An 18,512-nucleotide genomic window follows, 5' to 3' on the forward strand; every position below is an offset into this window, starting at 1 on the left:
CGAAGAGAAGCGAGAAGACATGAAATCCATCCTCAAGCCGCTCCTGATGATCGTAGCGATGGCGCTGGGCATGACTGCCGCCGCCACCTTGCCGGCGCGGGCGCTCGTTGAGCTCAACGTCAACAAGGGCAATGTCGAGCCGTTGCCGATCGCCATCACGGACTTCCAGGGCGGCGATGCGCTCGGCGCCGAGATTTCCGGCATCGTCAGCGCCGACCTGAAACGCTCCGGCTTGTTCGCGCCGATCGACAAAAGCGCTTTCATCGAAAAGATCTCGAACCCGGATGCCACGCCGCGCTTCGAAGACTGGAAGGTGATCAATGCGCAAGCGCTGGTCACCGGCAGTGTCGGCAAGGAGGCTGACGGCCGTGTCCGCGCCCAGTACCGGCTGTGGGACACGTTTGCCGGCCAGCAGATGTCGGGGGAACAGTTCTTCGCCAACGACGCCAATACGAGGCGCGTCGCCCATATCATCGCCGACGCCATCTATGAGCGGCTGACCGGCGAGAAGGGCTATTTCGACACGCGCGTCGTCTTCATCGACGAGTCCGGCGCCAAGAATGCGCGCAAGAAACGGCTTGCCATCATGGACCAGGACGGCGCCAACGTTCGCTATCTGTCGAACGGCAAATCGATCGTGCTGACGCCGCGCTTCTCGCCGAACCGGCAGGAAATCACCTACATGTCCTATGAAAGCGGTCAGCCGCGGGTGTACCTTTTGCAGATCGAGACGGGGCAGCGCGAACTGGTCGGCAATTTCCCCGGCATGACGTTTGCGCCGCGCTTTTCGCCGGACGGCCAGAAGGTGATCATGAGTCTTCTGCGCGACGACGGCAATTCCAACATCTTCGCCATGGATCTGAGGAGCCGCTCGACGACCAGGCTCACTAATTCGGCCGCCATCGATACCTCACCGTCCTACTCGCCTGACGGCAGCAAGGTGGTGTTCACCTCGGATCGCGGCGGCCGCGCCCAGATCTATGTGATGGGTGCCGACGGCTCGGGCCAGACCCGCATCTCGTTCGGCGACGGCGTCTATTCGACGCCGGTGTGGTCGCCGCGGGGCGACCTCATCGCCTTCACCAAGCAGACCGGCGGCGAATTCCAGATCGGCGTCATGCGCACCGACGGTTCGGGTGAGCGCATCCTGTCCACCGGCTTTCAGCAGGAAGGGCCGACCTGGGCGCCCAACGGCCGGGTGCTGATGTTCTTCCGCGATTCCAATGGTGGACCAAAACTTGTTTCGGTCGATCTCACCGGCCGCAACGAACAATCTATCCCGACGGCGAACTTCGCCTCGGATCCGGCCTGGTCGCCGTTGCTGGAATAGTTCCGGGCAAGGATGTTCAATTCGAGCATCCTTTGCTCCCAGTTGCACGTCGGCAACGGTGGCCGAAAAGCGCCGTTTCCGGCCTTGTTTTCACCCGATGGTCGCGTTTTGGCCGCATTTCCGCCTACGGTCCGCGCTCATTGTGTAGCCTTGGATGACCCTCGGGGCGCCCCCTGCAACGAAGGCTGCGGACGGCAGCCGAAACCAAATTTTAACCGTGTTTCTTGAGCGTCGGTTAACCCAAACGTGGTTACTGGACGATCAATGAAATCACTCGAATTGCGAAGGAGAGGCGGCATGGGCCGTATCGCAGCACTTACCACAAACCCGGTCATGATCGCGCTGGTCGCGATGCTCGCGATTACCGGTTGCGCCTCGAAGAAGACGCCGAACAGCGCCGCCGATCTCGGCCTCAACGGCGCCGGTGCGGCAACGCCCGGGTCAGCCCAGGACTTCACCGTCAACATCGGCGACCGCATCTTCTTCGACACCGATTCATCCTCGATCCGCGCCGATGCGCAGACGACGCTGTCGCGCCAGGCGCAGTGGCTGAACCAGTACAAGCAGTACGCCATCGTCATCGAAGGCCATGCCGACGAGCGCGGCACGCGCGAATACAATCTGGCGCTCGGCGCCCGCCGTGCTGCCGCCACCCGCGACTTCCTGGTCGCCAAGGGCGTTTCGGCGCAGCGCCTGAAGACCATTTCCTACGGCAAGGAGCGTCCGGTCGCGGTTTGCGACGACATCTCCTGCTGGTCGCAGAACCGCCGTGCCGTTACCACGCTGGGCGGCGCCGGTTCTTGATCGGCATAAATGCAACACTTGGTGCGAAAGGCGGCCAAAGGGCCGCCTTTTTCATATCTGCTCGCTCCAAACAAAATTTGGCCGAAGTCTCACGTCCTGTTAAGAGCCGAGAGCGTCTGGCTAGTCCCAGTTGGCTGGTCTACTTCGAGTGAGAGGCGCGCAACAATGGTTTCACGGCGAGAGGCACATGCATTTCAGATCGGTCTTGAGCGGCACGCTTGCGCTGCTGCTCGTATCAAGTATCGCGGCAGTTGCTGACGGGGCAAACGGCACCGGGCAGTCATCGGAAAGCGGTTTTTCCTTCCATCTGCCGACGATCAAACTGCCCGGCATTTTCGGCGAAAAGAAAAAGCCGGATCAGGTTCAATTCGCGCAACAGGATGGCACCGGCACTCCGGCGCTGGAGGAACAGCTCCGGCAGATGAACGGCAAGATCGAGGAACTCAATTTCCAGGTCCTGCAGATGCAGGAGCAGATCCGCAAGCAGCAGGAAGACAACGAATTCCGCTTCCAGCAGCTGGAAGGCGGTCAAGGCGCGCAGCAGCCGGCCGAGCAGAAGAAGTCCGAGGCCGCGCCCAACAGCGAAACCCCCGACAGCGACAGTAATATGGCGGAGGCGCCGGCAACGCCGGCTCCGGCCGATGCGGGCAAGGCAGCAGACGGCGGCAAAAGCGTCGAGGACGTCATCGTCGAATCGCCCAACGGTGATCCCGGCAAGCTGATCCCCGGCGCGCCGCCCAAGACATTCGGCACCATCACCGTCGACAAAAACGGCAATGTCGTCGAAGCCGATGGCAATGCGCAGGCGAACGCTCCGGAGCAGAATACGGCCCCAGCCAACGGCGCCAGTGCAGCCGGCAACAAGGCTGGTAAATCCGACGATACGGTGGTCGCGGCACTCCCCTCGACCAACGACCCGGAGGAGCTTTACCGCAACTCCTACCAGTTTATCCTGTCGGGCGACTACAGCACCGCCGAACAGGGTTTCCGCGACCATATCGCTCGTTTTCCCCGGGACGCCAAAGCGGCGGACGCGCACTACTGGCTCGGTGAATCGCTGCTCGGCCAGCAGAAATACCGCGATGCGGCCGAGATTTTCCTTGCTGCCAGCAAGGACTATCCCAAGGCGAAGAAAGCGCCCGACATGCTGCTGAAACTCGGCGTTTCACTGGTCGGGCTGAAGCAGCGCGACGTGGCCTGTGCCACCTTCAGCGAGATCGGCAAGCGCTACCCCGATATTTCCGGCGCGCTCAAGGAGCGGGTCAAGCAGGAAAGGGCACTCGCGGCGTGCTAGTTTTTCCGCTGCGTGTCGTTGCCCCAAAAACGGGCCTGCTTTTAGGCGACACGCATGACGCTCGACACCGAGCCTGACCTTTCGGATTTTTCGCGGATCGACTTTTCCAACGGCGCTGTTGCGGCCGTGTCCGGCGGCAGCGACTCGACCGCCCTTCTCCTCCTCCTCAAAGCCCATCTCGACCGTAACGCGCCGGCAACCAAATTGCTGGCGGTAACGATCGATCACCAATTGCGGCCGCAAGCGGCAGCGGAAGCCCAAGCCGTGGCCAGGCTGTGCGCGGCGCGCGGCATTGCCCATCGCGTCCTCGCCTGGTCGGGGCACAAACCATCGACCGGCCTGCCCGCCGCCGCGCGCGAGGCGCGCTACCGGCTGCTCGCCGAGGCCGCCGATGCGGCAGGCATCGGCCTGATCCTGACCGGCCACACCGCCGACGACCAGGCCGAGACCGTGCTGATGCGGCAAGCGCGTGGCGCGTGGGCACGTGACGAGCGGGCAAGTGATGGAGGGCCAAGTGATGAAGGGCAAAACGACGACGGGCCGCGCGACGAAGGGCGGGGCCTTGCCGGCATGGCGCCGGCAACCCTCTACGAGTGGCGGCACTGGATCGTGCGGCCGCTGCTCGGCGTAAGGCGTGCTGAGCTGCGCGAATTCCTGCGGCGTGAAGAGGTTGCCTGGATCGAAGATCCGACCAATGCCGACACCGGTTTCGAGCGGCCGCGCGTCCGCGCAGCACTTGCCGAGGGCGATGGTGCGCCTCGCGTGGCTGAAGCGATAGCGCTGGCCAGAAAGGCGGCGGCCGAGCGTGAGCAGTTAGGACATCGCGCGGCCATGCTGATCCGCAGCTTGGCCTCCAGGCCGGCCGCCGGCCTCGTCCGCCTCGATCGGGATTTTGCGACGGCCGGCGACAGCCGGGCGGCCATCTATGCGCTGCGCATCCTGCTGGCGGCGACCGGCGGCACCGCCTTCCTTGCCGACCAGGCCCGCAGCGAAGCCCTTTTCGGCCGGCTCCGCACCGGGCCGCTTTGTGCCACATTGTCGCGGACCGTGATCGATTCCCGGCGTACCGGTATCTTTCTGCATCGCGAATTGCGCGATCTGCCGCCCGCTGTCGAGGCTTCCGACAATGCCCTCTGGGACGGCCGCAGACGGATCACATTGGGCGACAGTCCAGGTGCATTGTTGATCGCGCCGCTGTTGGTAGCACCGCTCGGGACGGCTCTTGCCGCAAAGCGCGCAATTGCCGGGCGTGGCACGCCGGCAAGCCTTGCGCGTGCCGCCTTGGCCGCCGAGCCGGCGCTGTGGCGGGATGGCGAATGCCTTGGTTTGCTCGGGGAAGGTCCGGGTTTGCTCGAGGAAGGCCCGATGCCGGCGGCTGTCGCCGCATATCCGGTAGTCGCGCCGTTCGCCCGTTTCCTGCCGTCTTTCGATCTCGTGCCGGCCGATGCCGTCGCCGCCTTGCTCGGCGCGGCGCCGGTTCCAGCCTCGCCATTCGGCGGCCACAGTGCCGGCCTACCACGGGCGAAAGCTTAACCGAGACCTGCTGTTATGCTTGGCAAGGGGGAACGCTCTCCCTATGTTAGGGCCAAGTTTCCTCTCACGACGCGTGTCCGCCCAGCGGCGCCAACGGGACAATTGATGAATCCGAATTATCGCAACCTCGCGCTCTGGGCGATCATAGCGGTCCTGCTCATCGCTCTCTTCAATCTTTTCCAGACGCCGCAGACGCGTGGAGCCTCGAGCGATGTCCCCTATTCGCAGTTCCTGCAGGAGGTTGCGGCGGGACGGATCAAGTCGGTGACCATTGCCGGCGCCCGTATCTCCGGCAACTACACGGACAGTTCCAACGGCTTCCAGACCTATTCGCCTGGGGACCCGTCGCTGGTTTCGCGGCTGCAAGACAAGAACGTCACCATCAATGCGCGTCCTGAATCCGACGGCTCCAATTCGCTGTTCGGCACCCTGATCTCCTGGCTGCCGATGATCCTCATCCTCGGCGTCTGGATATTCTTCATGCGCCAGATGCAGTCCGGTTCCGGCCGCGCCATGGGCTTCGGCAAGTCGAAGGCCAAGCTTTTGACCGAAGCGCACGGCCGCGTCACCTTCCAGGACGTCGCCGGCGTCGACGAAGCCAAGGAAGATCTGGAAGAAATCGTCGAGTTCCTGCGCGACCCGCAGAAATTCCAACGGCTCGGCGGCAAGATCCCGCGCGGCGTGCTGCTCGTTGGTCCTCCCGGAACCGGCAAGACGCTGCTCGCCCGCTCGGTCGCCGGTGAAGCCAACGTGCCGTTCTTCACCATTTCGGGCTCGGACTTTGTCGAGATGTTCGTCGGCGTCGGCGCAAGCCGCGTTCGCGACATGTTCGACCAGGCCAAGAAGAACGCGCCTTGCATCATCTTCATCGACGAAATCGACGCGGTCGGCCGCCATCGCGGTGCCGGCCTCGGCGGCGGCAATGACGAGCGCGAGCAGACGCTGAACCAGCTGCTGGTCGAGATGGATGGCTTCGAATCCAACGAAAGCATCATCCTGATCGCCGCTACCAACCGGCCCGACGTGCTCGATCCGGCGCTGCTGAGGCCGGGCCGCTTCGACCGCCAGGTGGTGGTGCCGAACCCAGACATCGTCGGCCGCGAGAAGATCCTGAAAGTGCATGTACGCAACGTGCCGCTGGCGCCCAATGTCGACCTCAAGGTGATCGCGCGCGGCACGCCGGGCTTTTCTGGCGCCGACCTGATGAACCTGGTCAACGAATCCGCCCTGATGGCAGCGCGGCGCAACAAGCGCCTCGTCACCATGGCCGAATTCGAGGACGCCAAGGACAAGATCATGATGGGCGCCGAGCGCCGCTCGTCGGCGATGACGCAGGCCGAGAAGGAGCTGACCGCCTATCACGAGGCCGGTCACGCCATCCTGGCGCTCAACGTGCCGTCGGCCGATCCGCTGCACAAGGCGACCATCATCCCGCGCGGCCGGGCACTCGGCATGGTCATGCAGCTGCCGGAAGGCGACCGCTATTCGATGAGCTACAAATACATGATCTCGCGCCTCGCCATCATGATGGGCGGCCGTGTCGCCGAGGAGTTCAAATTCGGCAAGGAGAACATCACCTCCGGCGCCTCCTCCGATATCGAGCAGGCAACCAAGCTGGCGCGCGCCATGGTGACGCGCTGGGGCTTCTCCGACAAGCTCGGCCATGTCGCCTATGGCGATAACCAGGAGGAGGTGTTCCTCGGCCATTCGGTGGCGCGCACGCAGAACATCTCGGAAGAGACGGCGCAGATCATCGACGCTGAAGTGCGCCGGCTGATCGACGAGGCCTATTCGACGGCAAGGTCCGTCCTGACCAAGAAAAAGAAGGAATGGATCGCGCTGGCGCAGGGCCTGCTCGAATACGAGACGCTGTCCGGCGAGGAGATCAAGCAGCTGATCGCCGGCAATAAGCCCGCGCGCGACCTTGGCGACGACACACCGCCGAGCCGCGGCTCGGCCGTGCCGAAGTCCGGCCGCCGCAAGAAGGGCCCCGAGCCCGAAGGCGGCATGGAACCCCAGCCGTCAAGCTAGGCTCCGGCCCAGGAGAGATCGACTTCGAAACGCTGCGGCTCTAACCGCGGCGTTTTCTTTTTGGGGAATGCGACACGACAATCGCATTTGGATTCTTGCGAAGATGGATCCTCACCCTAACCCTCCCCACAGGGGGGAGGGAACGCTGCCGCGCGCCTTTCCTTCCTCTTTGGCGCCGAAAGGCAGGCAATCTGCCCGAGGTTAGCGCCAACGGAAGTCTCCCTCCCCCTTGTGGGGAGGGGTTAGGGGTGGGGGTCCATCGTAGAGCGAAAGCCTCGGCTTTCCACCTGCGATGGCCGGCCCCTCGTGGGGGAGATGCCAAGTGGTCGCAAAGAGGGCAGGACAGAGAGGGGCGCGAAGGAACGGGGCCTTCTATCGTCCTCGTTGACGATTTCGGGAAGATCGACAAAGCGCGCTGGAGAATGAAGTTCGTATTTTTGCCGACGGCGCCACATTTTGTTCTTGCTTTGTGCCGGCAGCTATGCTATTAATTTGGGTGTGGTGCCAATTGGCGCTGACGACCCGCCCGCCGAGGCGGGTTTTTTGTTTCAGGCTCCTTCGACCAAACGTGACGCGTGCTGCCGACCATCGATGTCGGCGGGACAGCGCCCCTCTCTGTCCTGCCGGACATCTCCCCCACGAGGGGGAGATTGCTAGAGCGGCGGCCGACTGCGCGCGGATGCCGCCTCTTCTTAACGCGCGGCAGCATGCAACAAAAAGCCCGCGAACCTTGCGGCTCGCGGACTCCTATCGTCGGATGATGGCGCCGGTCAGCTCTTCAGCTTGGCGTTGCAGAGGCTGTAGAAGCCGCCGCCCTTCTGGATCCACCTGAGGCCGCCCAGCGTGTTGGCGTCCTTGTTGGCGTAATAGAGGTCGAGGCAGGTGTGCATGCGGCCCTTGGCCGGGGTCTCGGCTGCGTATTTCTTGGAGATCGCCGTCGGGAATTTCACGCCCTGGGGGGCGGTGATGGTCGGCGGTTGCGGATCGCCGGTGTACTTGGCATCGGGAGCCGGCAGGGTGTCGTCGTCGGCTGCGCCGGCGCCGCATTGGCTCCTGCGGAAGTCGTTCCACTTCATGCCGTTCAGGGTGTTGCCGGCCTTGGCAGCCTGATATTTGGCGCTGCAATCCGCCATGCTGAGGCCTTTGCCGGTATCGGTCGCGGCGGCTGTCGTCGCCTTGGCAGGTGCCGCGGCAGGTTGTGCGGCTGCAGTTGCACCGGCGGCGCATTCACTCTTGCGGAAATCGTTCCATTTCATGCCGTTGAGCGTGCCGGCAGCCTTGGCGGCCTGGTATTTGGTGCTGCATTCCTTGGCCGTCAGCCCAGGCGCAGCGTCGTCGGCGGCGGCTGCCGCAGCCTTGGTCGTGGCGGCAGGTTGTGCGGCTGCAGTGGCGCCGGCGGCGCATTCGGTCTTGCGGAAATCGTTCCACTTCATGCCGTTCAGCGTGCCGGCGGCTTTTGCCGCCTGATATTTGGTGCTGCACTCCTTCGCCGTCAGGCCCGGCGCCGCATCGTCGGCGGCGGCTGCCTTGGTGGTGTCGGCGGCCTTGGCCGTGGCTTTGGCTGGGGCGGTATCGGTCGTAGTTGCGGTGGCATCGGTGCCGCATTGGGCCTTGCGGAACTGGTTCCAGTTCTGCCCGCCAAGCGTTCCCGCATCCTTGGCCGCGTTATACTTGGTGCTGCACTCGGCCATGGTCAGCGCGTTGGCAGGCGCCGCCAGGAATAAGGTCGCGACGGCAAGACCCGTCAAAGTGGCAAGTCGGTGGATGAGCATGCGTTTCTCCCTATGGCGGTTCATGATATGTCCCAGTGCAGCAATAGCGCTCAACGGCTGGTTGCGCCAGATGCTAAGTAGCGTAGAGACAATTTAGAGGTGCATTCTTTTCTTTAAGGTGATGAATTCGTTGCCGGGACTGTCTCCCAGCCAAGTTCGTCCGGGTGCATTGCACGGAGAGCGCGCATATGGCTGGTTCCCAGCGAGGACACTGCGTCGCATGACGGCCAGTCAAATCGGCGGGTGCGACGGACCTGAGCCTACCTCTGTCTGGAGCAGCACGATGCGGATTCGGGTTCAAGGCCACACTGCCACTAACCAAAGGATCCAGATGAGGTTTGAGGTTGACGTTTCTGATGCTGCTGCCGCAACAAGGGCTCGAAACTTGAAAATCAACACACTAGCGTGACGCAAAACACACAAGACAACAATTTTCTAAGGATTGGTCGTCGATAATCATACAATGTGATGACAGAGCTCGGCCGATTTTATGGCATGAGATGCTCGGAAAGAACCATCGGGAAGCTGGCGAACATGGCAGGACATTATTTCGGTACGGACGGCATTCGTGGGCGCGCCAACAAGTTTCCAATGACGGCGGAGGTCGCCATGCGGGTCGGCATGGCCGCCGGCCTCTCGTTCCAGCGCGGCAGCCACCGCCACCGCGTCGTGCTCGGCAAGGATACCAGGCTTTCCGGCTACATGATCGAGAACGCGATGGTATCCGGCCTGTGCGCCGCCGGCATGGATGTCTTCCTGCTCGGCCCGATCCCGACGCCCGCTGTTGCCATGCTGGTGCGCTCGCTCCGCGCCGATATCGGCGTGATGATCTCTGCCTCGCACAACCCCTATTACGACAATGGCATCAAGCTGTTCGGCCCCGATGGCTACAAGCTGTCCGATGAGATCGAGGAGCGTATCGAGGGGATGCTCGACAAGGATATCGAACTGGCGCTCGCCGATTCCGATGGGCTCGGCCGCGCCAAACGCGTCGACGGCGTGCATGACCGCTATATCGAATTCGCCAAGCGCACGCTGCCGCGCTCGATGTCGCTGTCGGGCCTGCGCATCGTCGTCGATTGCGCCAATGGTGCTGCCTACAAGGTGGCGCCTGACGCGTTGTGGGAACTCGGCGCCGAGGTCGTTGCCATCAATGTCGAGCCCAACGGCTTCAACATCAACAAGGAATGCGGCTCGACTCATCCGGCCGGCCTGCAAAAGAAGGTGCACGAGGTGCGCGCCGATATCGGCATTGCGCTCGACGGCGATGCCGACCGCGTCGTCATCGTCGACGAGAACGGCGCGATCGTCGATGGCGACCAGATCATGGCGCTGATCGCCGAGTCGTGGCACCAGAGCGGACGGCTGGCCGGCGGCGGCGTCGTCTCGACGGTGATGTCCAATCTCGGCCTCGAACGCTTCCTCGGCGACATGAACCTGCAGTTGCATCGCACCAAGGTCGGCGACCGCTATGTCGTCGAGCACATGCGTGCCCATGGGCTCAATGTCGGCGGCGAACAGTCGGGCCACATCGTGCTGTCCGATTTCTCGACGACCGGCGACGGCCTCGTCTCGGCGCTCCAGGTGCTCGCCTGCATCAAGCGGCAGAACCGGCCGGTCAGCGAACTGTCGAAGAAATTCGAGCCGGTGCCGCAGCTTTTGAAGAATGTGCATATTGCCGGCGGCAAGCCGCTGGAGGAGGCGCCGGTCAAGGCAGCGATCGAAGATGCGCGCAATCGCCTCGGCAAGGCCGGGCGCCTGGTCATCCGGCCATCCGGCACGGAGCCGCTCATCCGCGTCATGGCGGAGGGCGATGACCCGCAGCTTGTCGCGTCTGTCGTCAACAACATCGTCGAGGTCATTTCGGAAACGCGCAGCGCCGCCTGATCTTCCTCCAACGTCAGTTCAAAAGCCCGCCTTGCCGGCGGGCTTTTTGTTGGATCCCTGTCAGTCCTGCTACAGCAACGGTCGCCAGATTCCTCGAATTTTAAAGATTCGTGGTTAACCGATACGGTTAAACGCGTTTTAACCTTTCCGATTCATTATCCACAACTGAGGTCAATCACATTTCGGGCGCGTTCGCCGTTCGAGGGTTCTCAGGGGTGATAAGCATGTTCAACACAGCAAGAATGGCTCTCCTGGCCGCGCTGTTTGCCGGCGCCGGACCGGCATTCGCCGCCGATTTCGTCGAGCCGCCCGTGGTCGAGGAGGCACCGCCACCGGTCGTCTACGAGCCGCCGGCCGAGTATGGCGGCTGGTATATCCGCGGCGACATCGACTATCACTGGTCGAAGTTTCGCGGCGCCGACTACATCACCTACGGACCGCCTCCCGGGACAGGTACTTTTGACAGCGGCAAGCTGAAGAGTGCCTTCTCGGCCGGTGCCGGCGTCGGCTATCAAATCGACCAGCACTTCCGCACCGACTTGACCGCGGACTGGATGAGCAAATCCACTTTCCGCGGCTCGACCAGCGGCATCTGTCTCGATGGAGATCCCTGTACTTCGGTCGACACCTCGTCCTATACGGCGCTGCTGCTGCTCGCCAACGCCTATGTCGATATCGGCACATGGCACGGTATCACGCCCTATGTCGGTGCCGGCATCGGCGGTGCCTGGGTTAAGTGGGATACGCTCCACAACAGTGATGAAGACGGTGAATTCTTCCACCACGGCGGCAAGGGCTGGCGTTTTGCCTATGCTGCCATGGTTGGTGCATCCTACTGTTTGACCGATCGCGTCAAGCTCGACGTCGGCTACCGCTACAGCCATATAAACGGTGGGAAGATGTTCGATTTCGGCAGCGGCGTCGGCCCCGGCTATGACGACGGCATCAATGTTCATGAGGTGCGCGGCGGCCTGCGCTATCAGTTCGGCAGATCGGACTGCGTCGAACCGGAACCCTATGTTCCGGAACCGGAGCCGGTCTACACCAAGTAAGCGCTTCGAAATCGAGGAATTTGTCGACCGCCCGGCTGATGCCGGGCGGTTTCGTTTGGCTGCCTGAAGATGCTGCGACGCTCTGTGACACCGTCCAGCTCGAGGAGCGCAAACGGATCAAATCAATTGCTAACGCCTTGTTATCCTTAACCCGCACTTAACCACTATGGTTAACAATGCTCCCTGAAACGGCGCGCGCGATCGCGAATGCGCCAAGTTCGGGAGCCGAGGACCATGACATTCAAATCGCCTGTAGCACTGGCGCTTGCAGCAGTCGTCCTGATGCCGCTGACGCCGGCGCTTGGCGCCGATTACGATCCGCCGGTCTATGTCGACCAGGCGCCGGATTATGTGCCGGTCGAGGTTGGCTCGGGATGGTATCTGCGCGGCGATGTCTCCTATCTGGTGCAGAAGAGCTTCAAGGATGAGGATTTCGCCTTCACGCCCGCGAGCTTCGACGAAAAGGAAGATCCCATCTTCGCCAGCATTGGCTTCGGCTACCATTTCAACGACTATCTGCGCGCCGATCTCAATGTCGGCTATCTGCCCGGCAACAAGATCGACATCGGCTACGACGATACAGGGATTGTGGTGCTACCGGCAACGGCGACGGTGGCATCAGCATCCCTGAAGAACTATGCCTTCTCGGGCATACTCAATGGCTACGTCGATCTTGGCACGTATGTCGGAATCACGCCCTATCTCGGCGCTGGTATCGGTATCCTGCAGAGCAAGCGTCGCCTCTCGGCGAGCTACTTCACCGACAATGCCGACCCCACCGACGATTTCGTCCGGCATGACAACAAGACCCAATACTCCTTCGCCTACACGCTGAATGCCGGCCTTGCCTACCAAGTGTCCAAGAACGTCTCAGTCGATCTGGGCTATCAGTATTTTTCCGCCCCAGACGCCGAATATGTCACTGCCGAGAGCCTGACTTCTTTTCCGATCCGCAAAGGGATCAACAACCATCAAGTCAAAGTCGGACTACGCTACGATCTCTGGTAGGCTCGATCGAAGCCGAGGCGTTAACAATGGCGGGTCGTAGGCCCGCCGTTTGCATTTCGCCGCCGGCAATATCCCGACAGCGACAAAAACTTTCCCCTTGACGCCGAAAGCCTGAACGCATATCGCCGTCCGTGGGCCACCCCTCCCCAACGAGGGGCCACTATCTGGAAGGATAGACCACGATGACGACGCATACGAAGCCCGGATTCCGTCCGGCAAATCCCAATTTTTCCTCAGGTCCCTGTGCAAAACGCCCCGGCTGGTCGGTCGAGGCGCTCAAAAATGCCGCGCTCGGGCGCTCGCACCGTGCCAAGATCGGCAAGACCAAGCTCGAAGAAGCGATCGAGCTGACGCGGGAAATCCTCCAGGTTCCGGCGGATTACCGCATCGGCATCGTGCCGGCCTCGGATACCGGTGCGGTCGAAATGGCGCTGTGGTCGCTGCTCGGCGAACGCGGCGTCGACATGGTCGCCTGGGAGAGCTTCGGCTCCGGCTGGGTCACCGATGTGGTCAAGCAGCTGAGGCTCGCCGATGTGCGCAGGTTAGAGGCCGACTACGGTGCACTGCCTGACCTGACCAAAATCGACTTCGACCGCGACGTGGTCTTCACCTGGAACGGCACGACGTCGGGCGTGCGCGTGCCGAACGGCGATTTCATCCCGGCCGCCCGCAAGGGCCTGACCATCTGCGACGCCACTTCGGCGGCTTTTGCGCAAAAGCTCGATTTTCGGAAACTCGACGTTGTCACCTTCTCCTGGCAGAAGGTCTTGGGCGGTGAGGGCGCGCACGGCATGCTGATCCTCAGCCCGCGCGCCGTCGAGCGCCTGGAAAGCTACAAGCCGGCCTGGCCACTGCCGAAGATCTTCCGCCTCACCTCGGGCGGCAAGCTGATCGAAGGCATCTTCAAGGGCGAGACCATCAACACGCCGTCAATGCTGTGCGTCGAGGACTATCTCGACGCGCTGCGTTGGGCGAAGTCGATCGGCGGCCTCGACGCGCTGGTCACCAGAGCGCATGCCAATGCCGCTGTTCTCGATCGCTTTGTCCGGAAATCTTCCTGGCTCGGCCATCTTGCCGTCGACCCGGCGACGCGTTCGAACACATCGGTCTGCCTTTCCTTCACCGATCCGGATGTCGCTGCACTCGATGCCGACGGACAGGCTGCGTTCGCCAAGGCAATTGTCTCGGCGCTCGACAAGGAAGGCGTCGCCTACGACATCGGCGCCTACCGCGATGCACCGCCCGGCCTGCGCATCTGGTGTGGGGCGACAGTCGAGGCTTCCGATCTCGAAGCGCTGCTGCCCTGGCTCGACTGGGCCTTTGCCGCGCAAAAGGCGTCGCTGAAGGCGGCGGCCTGACTCCCTCCCCCTCGAGGGGAGGGTGGCCCGAAGGGCCGGGTGAGGTCGCCTCCACCCAGCTCAACGATCAACCATCCAGAAAGATTCGGCCGGTCCGGCCGCACCGATCCCACCCCGGCGCTTCGCGCCGACCCTCCCCTAAGGCGGGAGGGGCGCCAATCGCAAAGGAACAAGCCAATGCCCCGCGTTCTCGTCTCAGACAAACTTTCCACCACCGCCGTGCAGATCTTCAGGGATCGCGGCATCGAGGTCGACTATTTGCCGGATCTCGGCAAGGACAAGGAAAAACTGCTCGAAGTGATCGGCCAGTATGATGGGCTGGCCATCCGCTCGGCGACAAAGGTCACGGAGAAGTTGATCAACGCCGCGACCAGGCTGAAGGTCGTGGGCCGCGCCGGCATCGGCGTCGACAATGTCGACATCCCGGCGGCGAGCCGCAAGGGCATCATCGTGATGAACACGCCCTTCGGCAATTCGATCACCACCGCCGAGCATGCGATCGCCATGATCTTCGCGCTGGCCCGCCAGATACCGGAGGCCAACGCCTCGACCCATGCCGGCAAATGGGAAAAGAACCGCTTCATGGGTGTCGAGATCACCGGCAAGACGCTCGGCATCATCGGCTGCGGCAATATCGGCTCGATCGTGGCGGCGCGCGGCGTCGGCCTGAAGATGCATGTCATCGCCTTCGATCCGTTCCTGTCGGACAGCCGCGCCGAGGAGCTCGGCGTCGAAAAGGTCGAGCTCGACGAGCTGTTCGCCCGCGCCGACTTCATCACGCTGCACACACCGCTTACCGACAAGACACGCAACATCATCGACGCCGCGGCGATCGCCAAAATGAAGACCGGTGTGCGCATCATCAATTGCGCGCGTGGCGGGCTGGTCGTCGAGGCCGACCTGATCGCGGCACTGAAAAGCGGCAAGGTGTCAGGCGCCGGCATCGACGTCTTCGAGGTCGAACCGGCGGAGTATAATGAACTGTTCGGCATGGAGAATGTCGTGGCGACGCCGCATCTCGGCGCGTCGACCACCGAGGCGCAGGAGAATGTCGCCCTGCATGTCGCCGAGCAGATGTCCGACTATCTGATAAAGGGCGCCGTTTCCAACGCCATCAACATGCCGTCGATCACCGCCGAAGAGGCGCCGCGGCTGAAACCTTTCGTCAAGCTTGCCGAAGTGCTCGGCGCCTTTGTCGGACAGGTCACCGAGGATCCGATCAAGGAGGTCGAGATACTGTTCGACGGCTCGACCGCGACGATGAACACGCGCGCGCTGATCAGCGCCACCCTTGCCGGGCTGATCCGGCCGCAGGTCTCCGACGTCAACATGGTGTCGGCGCCGATCATGGTGAAGGAGCGCGGCATCATCGTCGCCGAGGTCAAGCGCGACAAATCCGGCGTGTTCGACGGCTATATCAAGCTGACGGTCAAGACCGAGCACAGGACGCGCTCGATCGCCGGCACCTGCTTCTCGGATGGCAAACCGCGCTTCATCCAGATCAAGGGCATCAATCTCGACGCCGAGGTCGGCCAGCACATGCTCTACACGACCAATGCCGACGCGCCCGGCATCATCGGCCTGCTCGGCACGGTGTGCGGCGAGAACGGCGTCAACATCGCCAATTTCCAGCTCGGCCGCAACCGGCCGGGCGGCGATGCCATCGCGCTGCTCTATCTCGATGCGCCATTCCCGGAAAACGTGTTGGCGCAGGTGCGCTCGCACAAGTCGATCGACTCGGCCAAGCGGCTGCATTTCGACGTCGGCGCGGCCTGAAATTCGGTCGCCCCGTGTGCAGCAGCACGCGGGGCGCTTCCGCGGTCGCTGATGGATTCGCAGGGAAACATCGCGGCAAACGACTTCATTCAGCAGCGGATGCCGCCATCATCCGTCCGCTGTATTCGGCGAGGCTGATGCCACCGAGCACCAGCGCGAGAGCCAGCGCCTGATAGAGCTGGAATGTCTCACCGACAATCACCACCGACAGCAGCGTACCGAAGATCGGCACCAGATTGATAAACAGGCCGGCCCGGTTGGCGCCGATCAGCTCGTTGCCTCTGATATAGAAGATCTGCGAGATGACCGAAGCACCGATGGCGGTATAGAACGCGAGAGCCCAGCCGCGGGCGTCGGGGACGATGACCTTGCCGGCGGCAATCTCCCACAGGAAGAAAGGCAGCGATGTGATGAGTGCGGCAACCGACAGCGCCAGCATCAGGCTCTGCCAGCGGATGACCGGCTTCAGCCGCAACCCCACCGAATAGAAGGAGTAGCAAAGCACGGCGACCAGCATGATCGCGTCGCCGAAGTTGAGATCCAGCTTGAGAAGCTGGCGCAGGTCGCCATGGCTCGCCGTCACCGCGACGCCGATGATGGTCAGCACGACGCCAGCGATCTGCACCCGGTTAACCCGCAGGCGAAACAGCACGAAATTGGCGATGATGATCACGATCGGTATCGCCGCCTGCTCGATCGAGACGTTGATCGCCGTCGTGTAGTTGAGCGCCGTGTAGAAGATCGCATTGAAAAAGGCGAAGCCGCAAGCGCCGAGCCCGCCAAGCAGCAACCAGTGCCTACGCACCACTGGCCAGTCCTCACGCAGCGTTCGCCAGCCGATCGGCAGCAGGATCAGAACGGCCAGAATCCAGCGCAGGAAGACCAGCGTCATCGGCGAAATGTGGTCGACCGCCAGCTTGCCCGCCACGGAGTTGCCGCCCCACAGCAAGGTGGTGAACAGCAGGAATAGGTAGGCGGCTCGATGCATCGTGACATTCCGGCCAGGCAGAGGGAATTGACGGTCGGTGTGGGCCTATTGCGACCGCCAGCCCAAGTAAATGATGTCAAAGGCGAAAATTGTTGTGCCTCGGAGCGTTTTCGGCGGCAAAGAGTGGTCGCGCTCGCCGGGTCTTGACGCTATAGAGCGACGTGCGTGCAATTGGACGCTACAAAGTGCGCGTCGGAAGGCTTTAATCCTCGCGTCGTGCTTTTCCGAAAATCGATTCCGATTTTGGGGGCGGATGCGATACGGGCCTATCGTTTCGAACTGTTTCAAGCTGCTCGTGCGGCGTCTCAAGGGAAAAGAAATATGGCCAATGTGGTGGTCGTCGGCTCGCAATGGGGCGATGAGGGCAAAGGCAAGATCGTAGACTGGCTGTCGGAGCGCGCCGATGTTGTCGTGCGCTTCCAGGGCGGCCACAATGCCGGCCACACGCTGGTCGTCGACGGCAAGGTCTACAAGCTGTCGCTGCTGCCGTCCGGCGTGGTGCGGCAAGGCAAGCTGTCCATCATCGGCAATGGCGTCGTCTTCGATCCGCACGCTTTCGTCGCGGAGGTTGCGAAATTGAAAGCGCAGGGCGTCGAGGTGACGCCGGACCGCCTGAAAATAGCCGAAAACACCGCGCTTATCCTGTCCTTGCACCGGGAGCTGGACGGATTTCGCGAGGACGCCGCTTCCAATTCCGGAACGAAGATCGGCACGACCCGTCGCGGCATCGGTCCCGCCTACGAAGACAAGGTGGGCCGGCGCGCGGTCAGGGTGATGGATTTGGCGGATTTGGAAACGCTGCCCTTGAAGGTCGACAGGCTGCTGACGCACCACAATGCGCTGCGGCGCGGGCTCGGCCATGCCGAGGTCACGCATGAGGCGATCATGAGCGAGCTGATTTCGGTCGCCGACGAGATCCTGCCCTATATGGACCGCGTCTGGAAAATCCTCGACGACAAGCGCCGCGCCGGCGAGCGCATCCTGTTCGAGGGCGCGCAAGGCACGCTGCTCGATATCGACCACGGCACCTACCCATTCGTCACCTCGTCCAATACGGTTGCCGGTCAGGCCGCCGCCGGGTCGGGTGTCGGCCCGGGCGCTATCGGCTATGTGCTCGGCATCACCAAGGCCTATACGACGCGCGTCGGCGAAGGCCCGTTTCCGACCGAGCAGAAGAACGAGATCGGCGAGTTCCTGGGCACGCGCGGCCATGAATTCGGCGTCGTCACCGGCCGTAAGCGCCGCTGCGGCTGGTTCGACGCCGTGCTGGTCCGCCAGGCCGTCGCCGTCAACGGCATCAAGGGCATTGCGCTGACCAAGCTCGATGTGCTCGATGGGCTGGACGAAATCAAGGTCTGTACCGGCTACCGCCTCGACGGCGAGGCGATCGATTACCTGCCGGCCAGCCAAGGCGCGCAGGCGCGCGTCGAACCGGTTTACGAGACGCTGGAAGGGTGGAAAGGCACCACCGCCGGCGCGCGCAGCTGGAACGACCTGCCGGCCCAGGCGGTAAAGTACGTCCGCTACATCGAAGAGCTGATCGGCGCGCCGGTCGCACTCCTTTCCACCAGCCCTGAACGGGACGACACGATACTTGTGACCGATCCGTTTCAAGGCTAGTTTCTCAGCCTTTCCGGGCATTGCGGCTGATTTGCGGGGGCCGGCCCAGAAACAAATGC

Annotated in this window: 13 protein-coding genes; 11 read left to right on the forward strand and 2 right to left on the reverse strand. The window is 62.6% G+C overall.

Features of this window, described 5'->3' with window-relative positions:
• Window positions 1-19 precede the first annotated feature (19 nt).
• From tolB to ftsH, 5 genes are all read left to right on the forward strand, one after another.
• The gene (gene tolB, locus RQ479_RS25910; protein WP_292664892.1) at window positions 20-1,330 is read left to right on the forward strand and encodes a Tol-Pal system beta propeller repeat protein TolB; all 1,311 of its coding nucleotides are present in this window, start codon (window positions 20-22) and stop codon (window positions 1,328-1,330) included.
• Between the two features lie 297 nt (window positions 1,331-1,627).
• On the forward strand, window positions 1,628-2,134 hold the full coding sequence (gene pal / locus RQ479_RS25915; protein WP_023677992.1) for a peptidoglycan-associated lipoprotein Pal: 507 nt from the start codon (window positions 1,628-1,630) through the stop codon (window positions 2,132-2,134).
• 187 nt (window positions 2,135-2,321) lie between these two features.
• Window positions 2,322-3,428: a tol-pal system protein YbgF gene (gene ybgF / locus RQ479_RS25920; RefSeq protein ID WP_376702895.1), complete on the forward strand. Its 1,107-nt coding sequence runs from the start codon at window positions 2,322-2,324 to the stop codon at window positions 3,426-3,428.
• A gap of 54 nt (window positions 3,429-3,482) precedes the next feature.
• Window positions 3,483-4,961 (forward strand): tRNA lysidine(34) synthetase TilS, encoded by a 1,479-nt coding sequence (gene tilS, locus RQ479_RS25925; RefSeq protein WP_376702896.1) that lies wholly within the window; start codon window positions 3,483-3,485, stop codon window positions 4,959-4,961.
• Between the two features lie 105 nt (window positions 4,962-5,066).
• Window positions 5,067-6,992, forward strand: coding sequence for an ATP-dependent zinc metalloprotease FtsH (gene ftsH / locus RQ479_RS25930; protein WP_352517047.1), 1,926 nt, complete (start codon window positions 5,067-5,069; stop codon window positions 6,990-6,992).
• 770 nt (window positions 6,993-7,762) lie between these two features.
• Here ftsH and RQ479_RS25935 read toward each other — a convergent pair.
• Window positions 7,763-8,425, reverse strand: coding sequence for a hypothetical protein (locus tag RQ479_RS25935; protein WP_376706015.1), 663 nt, complete (start codon window positions 8,423-8,425; stop codon window positions 7,763-7,765).
• Window positions 8,426-9,298: 873 nt separating this feature from the next.
• Between RQ479_RS25935 and glmM the strand changes: the two genes are divergently transcribed.
• From glmM to serA, 5 genes are all read left to right on the forward strand, one after another.
• A complete protein-coding gene (gene glmM, locus RQ479_RS25940) occupies window positions 9,299-10,651 on the forward strand; it encodes a phosphoglucosamine mutase (RefSeq protein ID WP_352517597.1) in 1,353 nt (450 codons plus the stop codon).
• A 224-nt stretch (window positions 10,652-10,875) separates the two neighbouring features.
• The gene (locus tag RQ479_RS25945) at window positions 10,876-11,703 is read left to right on the forward strand and encodes an outer membrane protein (protein ID WP_352517596.1); all 828 of its coding nucleotides are present in this window, start codon (window positions 10,876-10,878) and stop codon (window positions 11,701-11,703) included.
• A 234-nt stretch (window positions 11,704-11,937) separates the two neighbouring features.
• Complete coding sequence (locus tag RQ479_RS25950; RefSeq protein ID WP_376702897.1) at window positions 11,938-12,711, forward strand: outer membrane protein; 774 nt, start codon at window positions 11,938-11,940, stop codon at window positions 12,709-12,711.
• Window positions 12,712-12,893: 182 nt separating this feature from the next.
• The gene (locus RQ479_RS25955; protein WP_376702898.1) at window positions 12,894-14,069 is read left to right on the forward strand and encodes a phosphoserine transaminase; all 1,176 of its coding nucleotides are present in this window, start codon (window positions 12,894-12,896) and stop codon (window positions 14,067-14,069) included.
• 177 nt (window positions 14,070-14,246) lie between these two features.
• Window positions 14,247-15,845, forward strand: coding sequence for a phosphoglycerate dehydrogenase (serA, locus tag RQ479_RS25960; protein WP_352517593.1), 1,599 nt, complete (start codon window positions 14,247-14,249; stop codon window positions 15,843-15,845).
• Between the two features lie 85 nt (window positions 15,846-15,930).
• Here serA and RQ479_RS25965 read toward each other — a convergent pair whose 3' ends face one another.
• A complete protein-coding gene (locus tag RQ479_RS25965) occupies window positions 15,931-16,833 on the reverse strand; it encodes a DMT family transporter (RefSeq protein ID WP_376702899.1) in 903 nt (300 codons plus the stop codon).
• A 321-nt stretch (window positions 16,834-17,154) separates the two neighbouring features.
• Here RQ479_RS25965 and RQ479_RS25970 point away from each other — a divergent pair, with 321 nt between their 5' ends.
• Complete coding sequence (locus RQ479_RS25970; RefSeq protein WP_376702900.1) at window positions 17,155-18,453, forward strand: adenylosuccinate synthase; 1,299 nt, start codon at window positions 17,155-17,157, stop codon at window positions 18,451-18,453.
• Window positions 18,454-18,512 lie beyond the last annotated feature (59 nt).

The sequence above is a fragment of the Mesorhizobium sp. ISC25 genome (assembly GCF_042295465.1).
Lineage (GTDB): Bacteria > Pseudomonadota > Alphaproteobacteria > Rhizobiales > Rhizobiaceae > Mesorhizobium.

Excerpts from the sequence above, each read along its gene's own strand:
- RQ479_RS25970 (WP_376702900.1), top strand. The coding sequence starts at position 17,155 with ATGGCCAATGTGGTGGTCGTCGGCTCGCAATGGGGCGATGAGGGCAAA.
- tilS (WP_376702896.1), top strand. The coding sequence starts at position 3,483 with ATGACGCTCGACACCGAGCCTGACCTTTCGGATTTTTCGCGGATCGAC.
- ftsH (WP_352517047.1), top strand. The coding sequence starts at position 5,067 with ATGAATCCGAATTATCGCAACCTCGCGCTCTGGGCGATCATAGCGGTC.
- RQ479_RS25955 (WP_376702898.1), top strand. The coding sequence starts at position 12,894 with ATGACGACGCATACGAAGCCCGGATTCCGTCCGGCAAATCCCAATTTT.
- RQ479_RS25945 (WP_352517596.1), top strand. The coding sequence starts at position 10,876 with ATGTTCAACACAGCAAGAATGGCTCTCCTGGCCGCGCTGTTTGCCGGC.
- RQ479_RS25965 (WP_376702899.1), bottom strand. The coding sequence starts at position 16,833 with ATGCATCGAGCCGCCTACCTATTCCTGCTGTTCACCACCTTGCTGTGG.
- pal (WP_023677992.1), top strand. The coding sequence starts at position 1,628 with ATGGGCCGTATCGCAGCACTTACCACAAACCCGGTCATGATCGCGCTG.
- RQ479_RS25950 (WP_376702897.1), top strand. The coding sequence starts at position 11,938 with ATGACATTCAAATCGCCTGTAGCACTGGCGCTTGCAGCAGTCGTCCTG.
- serA (WP_352517593.1), top strand. The coding sequence starts at position 14,247 with ATGCCCCGCGTTCTCGTCTCAGACAAACTTTCCACCACCGCCGTGCAG.
- tolB (WP_292664892.1), top strand. The coding sequence starts at position 20 with ATGAAATCCATCCTCAAGCCGCTCCTGATGATCGTAGCGATGGCGCTG.
- RQ479_RS25935 (WP_376706015.1), bottom strand. The coding sequence starts at position 8,425 with ATGAAGTGGAACGATTTCCGCAAGACCGAATGCGCCGCCGGCGCCACT.
- ybgF (WP_376702895.1), top strand. The coding sequence starts at position 2,322 with ATGCATTTCAGATCGGTCTTGAGCGGCACGCTTGCGCTGCTGCTCGTA.
- glmM (WP_352517597.1), top strand. The coding sequence starts at position 9,299 with ATGGCAGGACATTATTTCGGTACGGACGGCATTCGTGGGCGCGCCAAC.